Raw genomic sequence first — 17,361 nt, 5'->3', positions numbered from 1 at the left:
CGACATCAATCAGACCGGGCTGGTCGTCCCGCGCAGGCGTGGCTGTTCCGATGAAGTCGTCCCACACGGTGGCCTTCTCCGGGTCGTCCCCGTGCAGGCGGGGCTGTTCCGGAACGTGTCGGTTCGGAGATGGCCCAGTGTCAGTCGTCCCCGCGCAGGCAGGGCTGTTCCGTCCGGCAGCCTGGTGATCCACACGTCACCACGGTCGTCCCCGCGCAGGCAGGGCTGTTCCGCCCGGCAGCCTGGTGATCCACACGTCACCACGGTCGTCCCCGCGCAGGCGGGGCTGTTCCGGCGTGGAACCGCGACCTGGTCCAGGTGCTCGAGTCGTCGCCGCTCAGGCGGGGCTGTTCCTCCCACGACGAGGTCCGTCATCTGCTGCACAGGGTCGTCCCTGCGCAGGCGGGGCTGTTTCCGACACCAGCGCACACCATGGGCGTCCGCAGACACCACACCGTCGATACCTGGCGAACATCCGCTCACGCTGCCAAACGGTTGATATCGAGGGCCGGTGCCACGACGGAGCTTCGTCCTGGCATCGACTGGTTGGCCACCTTGGCACGTGCCCTCCATGCCGCTTCGGCCAGTTCAGCATCTCCTCCGAGCTGCCTGACGTCTTGCGGGGTTAGCGCTCGAAATGACGCGCGAATTGGCGTTGAGGAGTAGCTCGGCGACGAGCTGCATGGCCGCGGCTCGAAGGTCGTGGGCAGTGAGAGTGACGTGGCTGCTGCGGCCAGGCCCCGCCTGCTTTCCTTGGGCGCCAACCAAGGTCAGCCACCTAACGCCATCGTGCTGGTTGGCAACATTGGCCGAGATCATCTTGACGTGGGGCACGTTGAGTCTCGTGGAGTCTTCAAGCGACAGTTTGTCATCACTCGTCGCGATAATGTGAGGAGTCTAGCCACCGCATCCCCAGTGCCCCGGTGCCCGCATCATCAACCGAAGCTGACTTGGCGGATATTCGTCGATAGGCGAAAGCTGAACCAAGGTCGCAGGTCAATCGTGCAAGACCCATTTTTGTCGGTGGCATGGTGCAGGCTGACACCCACGCAAACATCATGGAGGCTGCGGGAGGCATGGTGGTCCGTTACCGCGGAGAAGTTGCGCTGGTCGCCCGCGAGCTCGGGTTCAGTGAGGCCACGATCAACCAGTTGGGTGCCTTATGGGGGAAGTCCGCGTCGCGTGGTGGCGGCCGCTGGAGCTTGTTGATCTGTCACCTACTCGACACCGCGGCGGTGGCGGATGAGATGTGGGCTCATTTCATGGCGCCGAGCATCCGCGTGCTGTTAAACGATCTGGCTGGCGGCAACGGCCAGAGACTGTTTCGTTGGTTGTGCGCACTGCATGACTGTGGCAAAGCAGTTCCCGCGTTTCAGGCACTGGACAAGGCTGGCGCGGCGAGGGTCCAGCGGGCTGGACTGTCATGGAACGACGTTGACTTCGAGTCACTGCGCTGGCGGCACGATGTGGCTGGCGCGACCCTGCTGCGGAGTCTGCTGTCCCGTTCCGGCTCGGGATGGGACGCCTCGTCGATCGAGTGGCTGTGGCCGCTCGTGGCCGGACATCATGGCCGGTTCCCGTCGAAGAAGTTTTTCGGCTGCAAACAGGCTCGGGGTGAACACCAAGGGCGGTGCCTTGGCTGGGGTGCTGTGCAGGAGGCGCTGGTGCTGACGGTGACCCGGATTCTAGGATATCAGACTCTGGCTGAGAGCGCTCCGCGTAAGGCACCCAACAAGGCGGAACAGTTGATGCTGTCGGGCCTGATCGTGATGGCGGACTGGATCGCGAGTGCGTCGGAGTACTTTCCCGGTATTCGCAGACTGGACGACGTCAGTTGGGTAGGCGCACAAGCACGGGCACGCGAGGCGTGGAAGCATCTGCGGCTTCGAGGTGGTTGGGGTAGCCATACAGTGTCGACAGGAGACCTGGTTGCGGCGCGTTTCGGCAACCGGGCAAGACCGTTCCAGCGAATGGTCGTGGACGCGGCCACGCGGATGAGAACCCCAGGGCTGATGCTCATCGAGGCCCCGATGGGGGAAGGAAAGACCAAGGCCGCCCTGGTCACCGCCGAGATTATGGCGGCCAAGTTCGGAGCGGACGGCGTGTTCGTCGGGATGCCGACGCAAGCCACCAGTGATCCGATGTTCGGTCAGGTGTGTGCCTGGTTGGACGCGTTGAGCGCAGAGCTGGCAGCTCAGGTGGCTCTGTTGCATGGAAAAGCGCGGTTCAGCCCCGAGTTCCGGAAGGTTCGCGACGGGCTCGCGCAGCGACGGCCGGACGAACAGTTCGTGGATGTCGGTGAGGACGCGGACGGTCAACACTCGGCTCGCGCGGAGTGTGGCGACCGGTTCGGGCCTGCGGAGTGGTTTCTCGGTCGGCTCCGAGGCTTGTTGACAGGGTTCGCCGTGGGCACGATCGACCAGTTGTTGTTCGCCGCGACACGTACCAGGCACGTCATGCTGCGATTCGCAGGTCTGGCCGGGAAAGTGGTCATCCTCGACGAGGTGCACGCGGCGGACATCTACATGGAGCAGTTCCTGGAAGAGGCGGTGTGGTGGCTCGGCCGGATGCGCGCTCCTGTCATCCTGCTGACTGCCACACTGTCTCCCCGGCAGAAGCACACTCTGGTATCCGCATATCTGACCGGCGCGGGTGCTGACGATCCATCGTCCGGCGTTCCTGAACCACAGGGCTATCCGAGCGTGACCATTGCGTCCGTTGTGGACAACCGGCCCGAAGTCAAGGTCGACGACGCTCCTAGTTGGCGCCAGCCGATTCCTGTCCAGGTCGAAGTCCTCGCCAGCGCTGCTGCCGGAACAGCGGCGGTAGTGAACCGAGTACGTCACGAGGTCCAGGACGGTGGGACCGCGCTGGTTGTCCACAACACGGTCAACCGGGCTCAGGAGACGTTCCGTGAACTGAAGCAGCACTTCGGCGAGGACGTGCGGTTGCTGCACGGCAGACTCAATGCCGTGCACCGTGCCGAGCGGACAGCGGACTGCCTCCGCCTGCTCGGGGCGGAACAAGGTAGGCAGACACGGGCGACCGGCACACCACGCCCACGGCTGGTGGTCGTCGCGACCCAACTCGCTGAGTGCTCGTTCGACGTGGACGTCGATGTCCTCGTCACCGACCTCGCGCCGATCGATCTTCTGCTCCAGCGGATCGGGCGGCTGCATCGACACGAGAACATCGTGCGACCGAGTCGTCTCAGCGCTGCGAAGGTGATCGTCACCGGACTGGAACCTCAGACAAGTACCCCGCGTCTGCTGGAGCCAAGCGTCTCGATCTATGGACGCCACCGTCTGCTTCGCGCGGCGGCACTCGTGCTCAGTGCCACGGACACGGGATGGTCAGTCCCGGCGGATGTACCTCGGCTGGTCGCGCTCGGCTACGGAACAGCACACCTCGGTCCAGGTAGCTGGTCGGCTGACGAGGAGCTCGCGTTCATGGACTGGACGCAGCAGCAGGACGACCGGGCCGCTCGGGCACGTGAGTTCGTCCTGACCAGGCAGGGAAAGTACGGCACCCCGACCCTGGCCGGGCTGCACGAACACGATGTTCCCGGCCGCTCCAATGAGGAACGGTTTGAGGCGCTGGTGCGCGATGGAGAGCCGTCTGTGGAGGTCGTGATCGTGCGACGCCTGTCGGGTGGCTACTACGCATGGGACGGCGCGACACCTCTCGGCGTGAACGGTGAAGTGCTCACCGGTGCGTTGGACACGGTGTTGGGTGGAGTGACGCGCCTGCCGGCGAAACTCAGTGAACAGGCGGAAAGCACGCTGGCACCGCTAAGCGGTTGGCTCGATGACCCGTGGCTTAGGCGATCGCGCGCGCTGGTGCTCGACGAGCATGGACAGCGAAAGCTCGGGGGTTCGACCGTGCGCTACGACGACGCCGAGGGGTTGATCGTGACGTGAACGACGCGCACTGTCGCACGTGGTGTCCGTGTTCGCGGGCGCGACAAGGCTTGCGGCTGGGGTGGCAGAGCCTCGGTGGAGCGATGCCCGCACGAACAAGGTCGTCGTCACGAGTTGGCTCGTTACACCCGATCGTGTGAACAATCCTGTGTTTCTCCAGCGGAAGAGCTTCGGTGTTCCGCGATGCCGTAACACGAGTCACCGCGCGGCGACTCTAGCTACATCTCCAGCACTTAACCCGGTACACGGGTCAACACGTGAACTCTCCGGCACAGACCAAGGAGGAGCTCGACGGTGTCCAATATCGTCGACATGCCGTTCGCACCAGCGTCTACCAGCAACGGACGACGATCGCATTCGCTGACCTCGCTATTCGACAACGCAGGACAGATCAAGGACATTTCTGTCAGCTTTCCCACGCTCGCACCGGCACTGCTGCGACAACTCCTCGTGCCGATCGTGCTTGACGCCCTGGGACCACCTGGTTCCCCGGCGGAGTGGAAAGAGCGGTTCACCCTCGGCGTGTTCGGGCGGGACGACATCAAGAAGATCCACGCGTACCTGAACGAGTACCACGACAGGTTCGACCTCTTCGACGAGGTACGTCCGTTCGCGCAAACAGCAGGACTGCAGTCCCAGACCGGAACTACGAAGTCGATCTCACTGCTGCTCCCCCACCAGGCGTCAGGCAACAACGTCCCCTTGTTCTCCAACCGCACCGAGGGCGACAAAATCACCCTGACACCGGCCGAGGCCGCCCTCTGGCTGCTACACACCCATTGCTGGGATACCGCGGCGATCAAGACCGGTGCTGTGGGAGACCCGTTGGCCACAGCTGGAAAGACCATGGGTAACCCGGTGGGTCCACTCGGTCGGCTCGGAGTGGTCATCCCCGCTGGTCGCAATCTCTTCGAAACGATCATGCTCAACCTGCCGGTCCTCGAGGACGGCGACGAGGGCCTGGGCACACCACAGTGGCGGCATCCGGAACCGTCGACCGCGCGGTGGCGGTCTCGGCAGGCGGCTGGGCTGCTGGACCTGTTGACCTGGCAGTCGCGACGGATCCGCCTTTTCCCAGAGCGGATCGACGGCACGCTCGTGGTCAGCCAGGTGATGATCGCCGCTGGCGACCGCCTCGCCGATATCCCCGACTACGAGCCCCACACCACCTGGCGCATCGAACCGGCGACGAAGTCCTCGCCCGCCACCCGGAAACCAAAGCGGCACACGGCAGGCAAGGCAGCGTGGCGCGGCTTGGACTCGCTGCTCGCGTTGCGCGGCATCGACAGGGCGCCGGGGCCAAGCGCTGAGACGAGTTCCCTGCTCACCCAGATCGGCGAGCTCCGCGTCGACGGCGCCCTGCCTGCCGACTTTCCGTTGCAGGCACATATCTACGGTCTCATCTACGGCCAGAAGATGGCTGTCTTCGAGGACTCGGTAAGCGACGCGCTTCCACTACCGGTATCAGCGTTGACCACCACAGATCCCACGCGTGACGCCATCCTGGAGGTCGCCGAACAGGCCGAAAACCTGGCCTGGGCGTTGAACAGGCTCGCTGACGACCTCCGCCGCGCGCAAGGCAGCGACCAGGCACCCCGAGACAAGGGGCAGCGGCCTGGGGACATTGCCATCCACGGGTTCGACCGGTGGGTCCGGCGGTTTCTCGCTGGGCTACAGCGCGCAGGCGCGGACGAGAACCAGATCGAAGCGGGACGGTTGGCCTGGGAAACGGCCGCACGCAGAGTTGTGCTCAGCATCGCCGAGTCCGTGCTTGAAGCGAGCCCTCAGATCGTCTTTCGTGGCCACGTAGATGTCGATCAGCGCACTGACAAGAAGACGATCTACCGCGAGTCCACCGCCGAGAAGGCATTCCGCGCCCGCGTCAGGAAGACCCTCGCGCGACTAGGCCGCGGTGACACGACCAAGGAGGGGTCCTGAAGATGCCACTGCGTTCCCGAGAGGACTGGTTCTGGCAACGCTTCGATCCCAAGGACAAACGCGCGTCAGGAGCGTTGCCGAACCTACGCAAGGCGATCAACCGCGAAGCGGGGACCGTCCCCGAACTGTGGCCCTACTACCGCGTCATCCTCTCCGATCGCGAGGCCAGTTCGGCCTTCCCGTCGCCGAAGCTGGTCGCCGAGCACAGCGCCCTGGGGCTGTTCGGTGTTCACCAGCAGTCGCAGGGCGATCGCAGGATGCATGTCGCCGACATGTCCATGAGCGTGGCGTTGCGGACACTGCGCGCCAGCGGCCGTTACAGCGCCGACGCACTGGACCGGCGAGTCAACGCCGCCGCGACAGCGACGAGCACCGGCGAACTGGTGCAGCACCTTCGAGGGCTCATCACTCAACTGCGCACCGAGCACCTGGCGTTCGACTACACCCAACTGGTCAACGACATCTACGACTGGGACTCCTCCGAGCGCCGCAAACGCGTCCGCCGCCGCTGGGGTGCCGACTACTTCGGCTGGGCCGACCCCGCCTCCAGCGACAGCCCAACCACTGACAACTCCACAACCGACGCCGCGGCGAAACCTGACACCGAGCAGTGAAGGACGCATTCGTGACCAGGAACCTCTACGTTGACATCCACATCCTGCAGACCGTCCCACCATCCAACTTGAACCGCGACGACGCCGGGTCTCCCAAGCAGGCCGTGTACGGCGGAGTCCGCCGATCCCGCGTGTCCTCCCAAGCCTGGAAGCGAGCCACCCGACGCGCCTTCGTCGACGCCCTTCCCGAGACCGACCTGGGCACCCGCACCAAACGGATCGGCAAGCTCCTGGCCGACCGGCTCGCCGCGCTATACAGCCTTGATGGAGACCAGTCCAAGAAACTCGCCATAGCCATGCTCGGGCCGCTGGGCATCACACCCTCGCAGAAAAAGGCTGACGAAACCTCATACCTGCTGTTCTTCGGTCACCGCCAACTCGACGCCATCGCCGAACTCGTCCGGGACCGGGTCGGCGAACTGGTCACACTGGAGCCCAAGGAACTGGCCACAGCGCTGAAGGACCTGCCGGTCACCGACGAACTCCGCCGGACCCACCCCATCGATGTGGCGTTATTCGGGCGCATGGTCGCGAACATGACCAATCTCAACGTCGACGCCGCCACACAGGTGGCGCACGCGCTCTCGACCCACGCCGTGGACCTCGAATTCGACTACTACACCGCGGTCGACGACGAGAAGCCCAAGGACGAGGACGCAGGCGCCGGAATGATCGGCACCGTCGAGTTCAACTCCGCCACCCTCTACCGCTACGCCACCATCAACATCCGCCAACTTCAGCAGAACCTCGCGGACGCCACCGCCACCGCTGAAGCGGTCGACCTGTTCCTGAGTGCCTTCAGCCGCTCCATGCCCACCGGGCACCAAAACACCTTCGCGCACCGCACCCTGCCGTCCGCTGTCGTCGTCATGCTGCGCACCGACCAGCCGATCAATCTCGTCTCCGCCTTCGAACGGCCCGTCCTGCCAGGCCACAGCGGCATCATCGAACGGTCACTGACCAGGCTGGCCGAGGAAGCCGCCACCGTCACCGAACTGTGGCAGAACCCAGCCGATCTGACCGTCGCCGCCTACCTGCCCATCGAAACCGGCCAGGACAAGATCAGCGAGGCACTCGGCGCGTCGACCACGTTCCCGGCACTACTTACCACCGTCCGTGGCACGGTCGACAGCTGGCTGGCCGCAGAGGCCGCCCAGTGACCGAAGACACTGCCGTCCTGGCATTGCGACTCGCCGGGCCTCTGCAGTCCTGGGGCTTCGGCAGCGTGTTCAACCGGCGAGATACCCGGCCGGAGCCAACGAAATCCGGCGTCCTCGGCCTCCTGGCCGCCGCCCAGGGACGCCCCCGCGAAGCCGACATCACCGACCTACTGGGACTCCGGCTGGCGATTCGCGTGGACCAACCCGGCACACTACTGCGGGACTACCACACAGTCAGCGACTACCGCGGCAACGCCTTGCTGTCCGCGTCAGTCAACGCGAAAGGCATCCAGAAACCCGCCAGCGGCAAGTACACCCACGTCACCCAACGGTTCTATCTGCAGGACGCCATCTTCGTCGCAGCCATCCACGGCCCGGCGCCCCTGATCACCGACCTGCACGACGCGGTACGCGCCCCCGCATTTCCCCTCGCGCTCGGCCGACGTTCCTGCGTCCCTACCGGAAAAATGACCATCGGCATCCACCCCGGCACCCTCGACGACAGTCTGAACACCCTGCCGTGGCAGGTCACCGAGTACGGCAAAGAACTGTACTGCCGCCGATTCCGCAACCGGCCCCGAACCATCGACCTGCCCATCAGCGTCGAAGACGACTCCGCGACCGACCTCATCGCCGACGTGCCCACCTCGCTCGACCCACTCGCCAAGGGCTTCACAACCCGCGCGATCAGACACGGCTGGGTCACCGTCCCCACCGGAATCAGCGACCCCGACGACGGCCCCGATCCACACGATCCCTTCGCACTCCTCGGGTGGTAGCCATGCCCTTCCTCTCGAAAATCCGCATCAACCCACTCCGCCAGAAAGGCGGACTACTGGTCCGCAACCCACACGTCGCGCACGGCATGATCTCCGGCGGCATCGCAGGCAACCCAACCCGAGAACGAACCCTGTGGCGCCTCGACACAGCCGACCCACGACGACCATCACTGCTCGTGCTCACCGAGACCAAACCCGACTGGAGCCACATCGTCGACCAAGCCGGCTGGCCCCACGCAGAAGGCGAACACTTCACCATCCGCGACTACAGCCCCCTCTTCACCCACCTCACCCTCGGCCACGAATTCGCATTCCGCGTCACCGCACACCCCGTCGAGAACACCATCAACCCCAACAAACCCACTCCAGCACAACAAAAACGACGCGACAACGGCAACACACGAGGCTTCCGACTCACCCATCGCACCGCAGCACACCAACTCGACTGGTTCGTCCGCCGCACAGCGAACTGGGGCTTCACCATCCCATCAGCACGACGCGACCACGCCGCCCCCGGCCTGGACGACACCGGAACCCCCGCACACGACGTGCGCATCGTCGCCCGCAACCCACAACGATTCCACAAAGGACCAACCAGGATATTGGTTTCCCTGACCGCCGTCACCTTCGAAGGGCGACTCGCCATCACCGACCCCACCACCTTCAAGCAGAGACTCCTCGACGGAATCGGACCATCAAAAGCCTACGGCTGCGGCCTCCTCACCCTCGCACCACTCAGCAGATAGTTCGCCCGCACATCAGTTGCCGCGCACGCGGGGCTAATCCTCCTATGCGGTGTGGGGTGTGTCGGCCGATCGGTCGTCCCCGCGCAGGCTGGGTTGTTATCAAGCCACCGACTTGCAGGAGTCCATGCGGATGGTCGTCCTCGCAGGCGAGGCTGTTCCCCGCTTGCCGTGCCGGTCGTTCCCGCGATGGTAGTCGTCGGCGCGGAGGCAGGCTGTTCCTTCGCCTCTGACGTGCTGGTCTTCTTCGTCGTCCCCGCGTATGCGGGGTTGTTCCGGACGTCGGCGAAGAGATCGCCGTCAACATGAAGGCATCCCCGCGCAGGCGGGGGTGTTCCCTCGCGGTCGAAGGTCTGGCCAGCGTCCTGCGCGTCGTCCCCGCGCAGGCGGGGCTGTTCCGTCGAACACTGGCTTGATCGTCTTGTTCCATACGTCGTCCCCGCGCAGGCGGTGTTCTATCCCCCGTAACGGCGAAGGAACGCCGCTACTTTCGTCCCTCCGCAGGCGGGGCTGTTCCTGCCACAACTAGCGCAGTCAGAGGACGCCGCCGAGCCTGTTGCTGTAGCGGAAGTTGATGTTGCTGTTCTGGGTGCCAATGGCGGCGTCGGTGCTGAAGTTCATGCCACCGCTGTTAGCGTTGTTGTCAAAGCTGATGCCACCGCTGAGGCCGAGGGCGGCGGTGGCGGTGCCGGTGAGGGACAGCACCGCGGTCGTGGCCAGGACGCCCAGGGCGGCGGTGATGCGTTTGCCGATGGTCATGACGTTGTAGGTGCCGAGAACTACGTCCGTGCAGGTCAGCAGGCATCGGAGTGTGACCGGTCGGGGTCGGGCATGATCGCGGCTTATGTTGGTCCGGTTCGCCTATCTTGCCGTCTCCCATGCCTTTGCTGCACTGCGGCTATTACGCATGACCGACGGTGAGAAGGACGTCGAGATCCTTGCGTTACGCCACCAACTCACGATCCTGCAACGACACCTCGGCAACCAGCGTCCACGACTGCAGCCTGAGGACAGAGCGTTTCTCGCGGCACTGTTGGTGCCTCTGGCTCGCGCGACACTGCGCAGGTTCCAGCTGCTGGTCAGCCCGGACACGATCCTGCGATGGCACCGCGACCTGGTAAAACGCCGCCACGCCCGCGCGAGCACGCACCACAGGCCCGGGCGTCCGCGCACGGTCGCCTCGATCCGCCGCCTCGTCCTGCGCCTGGCAGCCGAAAATCCCTCGTGGGGCTATCGACGCATCCACGGCAAACTGGCCCTACTCGGCGTCTCGAGCGCTGCCTCCACCGTGTGGGAGATCCTCAAGACCGCCGACATCGACCCAGCCCCGCACCCGGGCGACCATCACATGGGCCGACTTCCTCCGCTCCCAAGCCAAGGCGATCCTAGCGATGGACTTCATCGAGACCGTCACCCTGACCGGCGCGCGCCAGTACATCCTCGCCGCCACCCACCACACCGACCGGCGCGTACGCATACTCGGCACTACCGCGCATCCCACACACCCGGGTGACACAGCCCATCCACAACCTGCTGATGGATCTCGAGGACGCCGCAACCTGACGCAAGTCAGGTTCCTCATCCGCGACCGCGACGCCAAATACCCCACACTGATCAACGAGGTCCTCAGCGAAGCCGGGGTGACCACGGTGCTGACAGGTGTCCGGATGCCCCGCATGAACGCGATCATGGAACGCTGGGTCAAGACGCTGCGCGCCGAACTGCTGGACCGCACGCTGATCTGGAACGAAACCCACCTCCGGCACGCACTACGCGAGTACGAACGGCACTACAACCAGCACCGAACCCACCGATCGCTCGCCGCCGCATCACCCCTGCGAGCCCTACTCAAGCACTTGAACCCGACCAGATCGAACACCTCACCGTCCGCCGGCACAACCGTCTCGGCGGAATCATCCATGAGTACCAACACGCTGCTTAACCTGGATGGACGTGGTTTTCGGCACGCGCACCATCACCAACCCAAGCGCACTCAAGCACCTCGACATCCGACGACAAGATCGACTCGGTGGCATCCTCCACGAATACCACCACGTCGCTTGACCAGCACGGATGAAGTTTTCGGCACCTACACGCACAGCTCCAGGGCGCACCTGACAAGGCTTCAAAATCTACACGTAAAGAACCCCCGCTACGTCTCAGAAATCTCCAGACCCACTTCCAGTGCCAGCGCAAGTACGTGCCGGTTACGAGCGAGAGAGGGATATTCCGCTACCACCCTTTGCAGCTCCTCATGAATGAAACTAACACCGGCAGTCACGAATTCACCGACCGAGCAATGCAGCTCGCATTCCAAGTAGGTCGGAACTACACGGAGACCATCTCGAACCAGTTCAAAGCTGATGGATTCGTCATTTTCGGTAAAATCTAGCTTACCGAGCGCGTTCCCCCCCTGAGCGAAGTCCATCACGCCCTGAAGAGAGTACATCGCGTCGAACAATGGTACCCACCCCCACGGAGGTCCGACCTCGACGCTTCGATGAGAGATCGAGAGACGCCCGAGGAAATAGTACCATCTAAAATCGGCCCTGGACACTGTAGCTAGATCGCCCACCTGGGCATGCTCTCGCCCGTGATCAGCATAGTCTTGACTCGGCGAAAAAGAGATCTTCACAGGACCTCACCTTACAACGGGGAAAGCATTCCGCACAAAATCTTCATCGGGGTCATAGTATACTCGCATCGTGTAAAGTGGCGTCCTTCTCGCGTCTCGCTTGTACCCAATCGGCTCCTCATATGTGAACTCTTTCACCACACCCTCGCGATTCCCAGTGTCCTTTACTACCAGCCCGCGATCGAGCACGTCATAGACGATAGCTTTACGTGACTCCATCGATGTCTCAGGCAACCATTCAGTCTTGGACTTGTCAGTTGTGAACATCCCCTCGGGCGTGTGGTTGTTCACAATGTGATTATCATCGATTTTCGTACACCGATTGCTGTTATGAACGAGCACCGGCGTGTCTCTCGCTAGCACATAATACGTGTGCAGATCGGCAACGGTGAGGTTGTGGACGCGTTGTTGAACTGTCCAAGATCGGATCGCGGTGACCTGGACCTGGGTTTCCGAGGAGGTCCGCAGACGGCTGCCGATGTGAAGTTCGGCGGCGGCGACCCATTTGTTCAGGTCGGACGCCCAGAAGGGGTGATTGTCTGTGGCGGTCAGTGTTCCAATTTGATCGCCTGCCGCGCCGTCTGTGTCGATGGTGATCTTGATCAGATTCTTGCCGCCGTCGCTCGACAGAGGAGCCAACACCGCTTCCGGCGCGGTTTCGCCTGTTTCAGGATCAGTGGCGAGCACCATGTCGCCAGCTTTGAGTTCTTCGATCGACCTATAGGTGCCATCCGCCATCAGAACTTGTGTTCCAGGCAGGAAACTACAGCCACCAGACCCGCCGCGAGTTCTAGTCGAGCCATTACTCTTAACACGACCCATTCCTCCAGGGCCATTAGCAAGCCCCCAGGCCATGAGACCCGCAAAGGCTTGTGTGCCTGATACCTCGTCAGGCGCATCGGGATTCGCCTGACGATAGACAATGTTGAGCAAATAATCGCGAGAGCATACGTCGAATGCCGACTCACCTTCCCCGCAAGCCGCCACGAGCATGTCGATCGTCCTCAATCGCCATGTCGGATCGTCTGGCGATATATCCCCCCCATCCTTGTTTCGATAGAAGTTCCTATTCTTCTTTGCTTTTTTCAAGGCCGGGATCAGCTTATTCAATGTTGGTGCACGCGGACCTAGCTTCACACCGTTGACATATGTGTTGCCCGTGTGTGGATCGTAGACGCTGGAAATACCGTCCCCGTGATCATTGACCACGGGAGCCAGCGGCTCGCCGGTACGACAGTTGAGTCGGTCCTCCTCGCAACCTGCGGGTTTAAGTCCGGTTGGGTCGCTCAAGCTGATGGGGTTGCTGTTGGCGTAGGCGTAGCCCTGCATCTGCTGCGGATCGGTCAGGTCCAGCAGTGGATCGGCGGAGATGAATCGGCCGGTGACCGGGTCGTATTTGCGTGCGCCGATGTCGGTGAGGCCGGTGGCGGTACTGGTGGGTTTGCCGAGGAAGCCGCGCTGGTCGGGCCAGGGTCCGCCTTGGGTGTCGCCGAGGTTGTTGCCGTAGGCATCTTGGTCACGTCGGGTCACAGCGAACCCTACGGAGTTCACGGTGACCTGGCCGGTGCCGTGCGGGTCGGACAGCAGGTATTGGGGGTTGCCGGTGGAGCCGACGCGCAACGCGATCGTGGTGCCGCCGTGGGTGTAGTAGCGGGTGCCGGTGACAACGCCGGTCTTGTTGTCCCGCACGAGTTCCTGCCCGGGGAGATAGAGGGTGGTCTTGTCGAGGTCCCGGCGGATGAGCTGCCCACCGTCCGCGTCATAGGTGTATGACGTTTCCCCCGCAGGCGTGGTGACGGTCGCGAGCCGGTTTTCCTGGTCCCAGGTCAGGGCCTGGTTACCGGACGGCAAGCCTCGTGTCAGAGTGTTGCCCGATGGGTCGTAGGTGTAACCGGTCGACCCGGCAAGCGGGCCGGTGGTGGCGGTGCTGGTGAGGGTATGCGGTTGCTTGGCGCCAACTGCCGGGTAGGTGTAGATGGTGACGCTGTCACCGCCAGGGGCACCAGGCACGGCGTGGGTGGTCTGTTGTTTGCGTAGACCGTTGGGTTCGAAGGTCCAGGACATCCAATAGGGTTTGGGGCCGCCGACCGTGGCAGGGCTGGGTGTGTTCTTGCAGTCGTCGGTGGCAGTCCAGGCTTGTGACAGCCGGTTGAGTGGGTCGTATTGGTAGCACTGGGTTCGTGTCGGTGACCCGACGGGGCCGCGGATCTCTGTGGTTTTGGTCGGGTTACCGGCCGGGTCGTAGGCGTATTTCAGGTCGCTGACCTGGCGGTCGGCTGTCCGGACGGACAGGTTCTGCCCGGTCAGGCGCCGGGTTTGCGGGTCGTAGGCGTAAGTCAGCCAACCCGAGCTGTCCAAGGAGGACAGTGTGAACTGGCTTGTTTCCCCGTAGGGGGTGTAAGTGGTGTTGGAGACGTAGTCGAAGTCTCCACGCAAGGTCGTGGGCTGACCGAACTTGTTGTACTCAGTGTTGAGGATCTCGTCGGGCAGTCCACCCTTGTAGGCGGGTTGGACACTGAGCGGGAGCCCGGTCGAGGTGAATGAGTAGCTGGTCTCGTACATTCCGGCGAGACCGGTCTCCCCGGCGGGGATGATGGTCCGGTGCTCGCGGGGCAGTCCCATGTAGTCGTAGCTGGTGACCCGTGAGACGTAGTCGCCTTTGTCGGTGTGGCGGACTGAGGATGAGAGTTTCCCGGCTTGCAGGGTGTCCCAGGTCCACTCGGTCAGTTTCGGACCGCTGATCGGTCCGTCATGGACAGCTGTTTTCCGGCCCAACGCGTCGTATTCGTAGGACAGGGTCTTGCCGCGGGCGTCGGTGGTGGACGTGACCTGGTTGAGCAGGTTGTACGTGGTTGTGCTGCTTCCGGTGTCCGGATCAGTCTGGGAGGTCTTGCGACCGAGGAAGTCGTATCGATAGGTCCAGGTCGTGCCCGCGACGTCGGTGACGGAGTCCTGCTGCCCGGTCGGGGTGTAGTGGTACTTGGTGACCTGCGGTGCGCCACCGGTCACCTGCCCGGTGCCGCTCACGGCCGGTGGGGTGGTGTATTGGTGCAGTTCGACCGTCTTGCCGCGGACGTCGGTCACCGTGGTGGACGCGACACCACCTTGGGGCGACAGGACCGTGGTGCGGTCACCGCCGTAGACCGTTCGGGTTTCCCAGGTGGCGTTGAGTCCCTTGTAGGCGGTGGATCGCTCGGCGCGGCCGGAGCCGTCATAGGTGACGATGGTGCGGTCGTCCACCGCGCTGTCAGCGACCTGGACGAGTGTGGTGCTCGCAGCACCGTTGGTGTAGTAGCGATTGTTGCTGACCCGGGCCCAGCCGTGTGAATCGTAGAAGGTGTCTTTGACCGCCCGACCGCCAGCCTCGACGTCGGTCTGGGTCTGGCGCAGCTGCCCGAGACCGTCATACAGATTGACGGCGGTGACGTAGTTGGTGCCTTTTCCGTAATCAACAAGGGTCTTGGTGGTGACCGCCAGTGGCCCGTTCAGCCGCACGAGATAGTCGAAGGTGGCAGAGGCCGGGTCGACGTCCTTGGTCTGCCCGGGTTTCCACACTGCGATCAGCCGTCCGAGTGGGTCATAGATGGCATCGGTGCGCTGCTCAGCGACATTGATCTCGGCAACCGTGTTGCCCCGCGACGGCTCGCGCACGGTTGTCGAGGTTTGCTGTTTCGGGTTGGTGAGCACGACCTGCGAGAGGATGCCGCCGTCCTCCGGCGTGTACGTGGTCGTGCTGATGTTCCCGGCCGCGTCGGTAGCCGACTTCGGCCGCCCGGCCTTGTCGACCGTGGCTTGCGCCATGACAGCGAAGGTCAACGTGCCGTTGTGGTTGTCGGTCGCTGTCTCGGTCTTCGACGCGCTGCCGAGAGTGACCTCGCCGAGGACGTTGGACGTGTCGTAGTAGGTACGGACGTCCGACAGGATGAGCCGCGGTGTCGGATCGCCCTGAGGGCATGCCTCTTGCGAGGTGATGACCTCTTTCGGTTTACCACGGACCCACGTCACGGTGTTGTCGGCGTATCGCGTCGTGGTGCACAGATCGGGCACGCCATCACCGGAACTGGTGGACGCCACCAACCGGCCAACCGTGTCATACCGGTTGGTGGTGCTGGTGGACTTGGTTCCGCCTGCGGCCAGGTGCGTGAACGACTGGGTCTTGCCGGTCGCGGTGATGGTCGCGTGCAGCGGGGACATCCCGCTACGTGCCCGGGTCGCGGTGGTCGCGACGGTGGTGGGCTCGGTGAGCGTGGTGGACAATCTGGGGCCGCCATCGCCGTTGAACGTCTCGACTTCGCGGGCTTGGTCGGCGTAGAGGTCATTGTCGGGCAGCTCGGTGCCGAACGAGTCGCGGACCTTAGCCGGGCGTTTCCCGTTGTTGGGCATGGTGTCGCCGTCCATGCCCCGGAAATACGTCGTCTTGGTCAGGGTCCGCTTGTCCGCGACACCCCCGGTGTTGTTCTGAGTGTTTCCCGCGCGGACCTCGACCTGGCCGTAGCCGCGGAACTGCCCGTAGGTGCGATTGGTGGGTTTGACGATTTCGTTGTCGTCGTAGTGCCACGCGGGTTTGCCGAGATAACTGTAGCTGGTGACCTGAGTCGGGGAGATGCCGTTGCGGTCCTGGACTTGGACCTCGGTCACCACGTACTTGTGGAAGTAGTCCAAGATCACGTCAGGGAAGTACGGCGGGTTCCACTGGACCGGATAGCACATCTTGTCGTTCGTGGACGGCTCTGCCGGCACTGTGTCCTTGGTGCACTCCGCCTTGCTGTACGCGACGTTGATGAATGACCCGGTTTCGGTGGCGATGTTGGTCAGCCGCCAGTGCGCCATCGCAGGCAGGTTCTTGTGTCCCAGCACGCGGTTGTCGAACAGCTGACTGGTGAACGACACCGGCGGCAGCGTGATCGACTTGCCATCCGGAGATGTGCCGTCTGGCCCGAATCCGGTGCGGACGATGGAATCCAGCCGCAGCTCCCGGTCACCCGACCCGACCCCCGGCAGAGTCTGGTTCAACGCATAGGCGTCGACTTTGACCGGACGGGTCCCGGTGTTGTACCAGGTGGTGATCGTGGTCAGCTTGCGCGTGGTCCAGAACGTCGGGGCGTGGTTGTTACACGTCTCTCCCTGTTTGCACTGCTGATCAACCGGCACATCCGGCCAGGACAGAGCGTTCTTGGTGGTCATCTGAGCCGAATCGGCACAGTTGACCTTCGGGTCGACCGCGGGGTCGCAACGTTCCGCTGTGTCGAAGGTGATCTGCCGGGGCGCGGTCTGGCCCGTGATGCCGTTTCCGGTGTCGCGCAGGCCGTAGTCGATGCGCTTGAGGTTGCCGCCACGGACATAAGGGACGCCGGTGGTGGCTTTGTTGGCGCCGTAATGATTGGTCTCAGTGGTGTAGTAATAGGCCGTGGCGTTGCCGTACGTGTCCACGGAGTAGTCAAGATTCCAGCGCCACGCCTGTGTACACGAGGCCTTGCCGAAGTCGCTGTCGTAGCACGGATCTCCCTGACGCGGCCCGTACACCGGCATGGTCCATGTCGAGGCGGCTTCCTGACTGCGGCCGAAGAAGTGC

General features: G+C 63.5%; 9 protein-coding genes and 1 CRISPR repeat array. Of the genes, 7 read left to right on the top strand and 2 right to left on the bottom strand.

The annotated features are described in order from the left end of the window. Nucleotides 1–81: 81 nt before the first annotated feature. A CRISPR array of direct repeats spans nucleotides 82–415; the repeat unit is 28 nt; unit sequence GTCGTCCCCGCGCAGGCGGGGCTGTTCC. Between the two features lie 613 nt (nucleotides 416–1,028). From cas3 to cas6e, 6 genes are all read left to right on the top strand, one after another. Then, complete coding sequence (gene cas3 / locus ALI144C_RS00330; RefSeq protein WP_237773868.1) at nucleotides 1,029–3,920, top strand: CRISPR-associated helicase Cas3'; 2,892 nt, start codon at nucleotides 1,029–1,031, stop codon at nucleotides 3,918–3,920. A gap of 294 nt (nucleotides 3,921–4,214) precedes the next feature. Further along, entirely contained in the window at nucleotides 4,215–5,858 is a 1,644-nt protein-coding gene (gene casA, locus ALI144C_RS00325; RefSeq protein ID WP_083752570.1) for a type I-E CRISPR-associated protein Cse1/CasA, read from the top strand. A 2-nt stretch (nucleotides 5,859–5,860) separates the two neighbouring features. After that, nucleotides 5,861–6,472: a type I-E CRISPR-associated protein Cse2/CasB gene (casB, locus tag ALI144C_RS00320; RefSeq protein WP_076984951.1), complete on the top strand. Its 612-nt coding sequence runs from the start codon at nucleotides 5,861–5,863 to the stop codon at nucleotides 6,470–6,472. Nucleotides 6,473–6,483: 11 nt separating this feature from the next. Beyond that, nucleotides 6,484–7,632 carry a type I-E CRISPR-associated protein Cas7/Cse4/CasC gene (cas7e, locus tag ALI144C_RS00315; protein WP_076984958.1) on the top strand — a complete coding sequence of 383 codons (1,149 nt, stop codon included), beginning with the start codon at nucleotides 6,484–6,486 and terminating at the stop codon, nucleotides 7,630–7,632. Further along, nucleotides 7,629–8,411 carry a type I-E CRISPR-associated protein Cas5/CasD gene (gene cas5e, locus ALI144C_RS00310; protein WP_076984950.1) on the top strand — a complete coding sequence of 261 codons (783 nt, stop codon included), beginning with the start codon at nucleotides 7,629–7,631 and terminating at the stop codon, nucleotides 8,409–8,411. The genes cas7e and cas5e overlap by 4 nt, the downstream gene beginning before the upstream one ends. Before the next feature lie 2 nt (nucleotides 8,412–8,413). After that, nucleotides 8,414–9,157: a type I-E CRISPR-associated protein Cas6/Cse3/CasE gene (cas6e, locus tag ALI144C_RS00305; RefSeq protein ID WP_076984949.1), complete on the top strand. Its 744-nt coding sequence runs from the start codon at nucleotides 8,414–8,416 to the stop codon at nucleotides 9,155–9,157. Between the two features lie 531 nt (nucleotides 9,158–9,688). Here the strand turns inward: cas6e and ALI144C_RS00300 are convergent. After that, the gene (locus tag ALI144C_RS00300) at nucleotides 9,689–9,913 is read right to left on the bottom strand and encodes a hypothetical protein (RefSeq protein ID WP_076984948.1); all 225 of its coding nucleotides are present in this window, start codon (nucleotides 9,911–9,913) and stop codon (nucleotides 9,689–9,691) included. A 632-nt stretch (nucleotides 9,914–10,545) separates the two neighbouring features. Between ALI144C_RS00300 and ALI144C_RS57085 the strand changes: the two genes are divergently transcribed. Continuing rightward, complete coding sequence (locus tag ALI144C_RS57085) at nucleotides 10,546–11,412, top strand: transposase (RefSeq protein WP_237773867.1); 867 nt, start codon at nucleotides 10,546–10,548, stop codon at nucleotides 11,410–11,412. Between the two features lie 383 nt (nucleotides 11,413–11,795). Here the strand turns inward: ALI144C_RS57085 and ALI144C_RS00275 are convergent, their stop codons facing one another. After that, on the bottom strand, nucleotides 11,796–17,219 hold the full coding sequence (locus ALI144C_RS00275; protein WP_237773866.1) for a polymorphic toxin-type HINT domain-containing protein: 5,424 nt from the start codon (nucleotides 17,217–17,219) through the stop codon (nucleotides 11,796–11,798). Between the last annotated feature and the right edge of the window lie 142 nt (nucleotides 17,220–17,361).

The organism is Actinosynnema sp. ALI-1.44 (assembly GCF_001984155.1).
Classification (GTDB): Bacteria; Actinomycetota; Actinomycetes; order Mycobacteriales; family Pseudonocardiaceae; genus Kibdelosporangium.
Note: the sequence above shows the minus strand (reverse complement) of the source record. Positions and strands in the feature narration are given on the sequence as shown.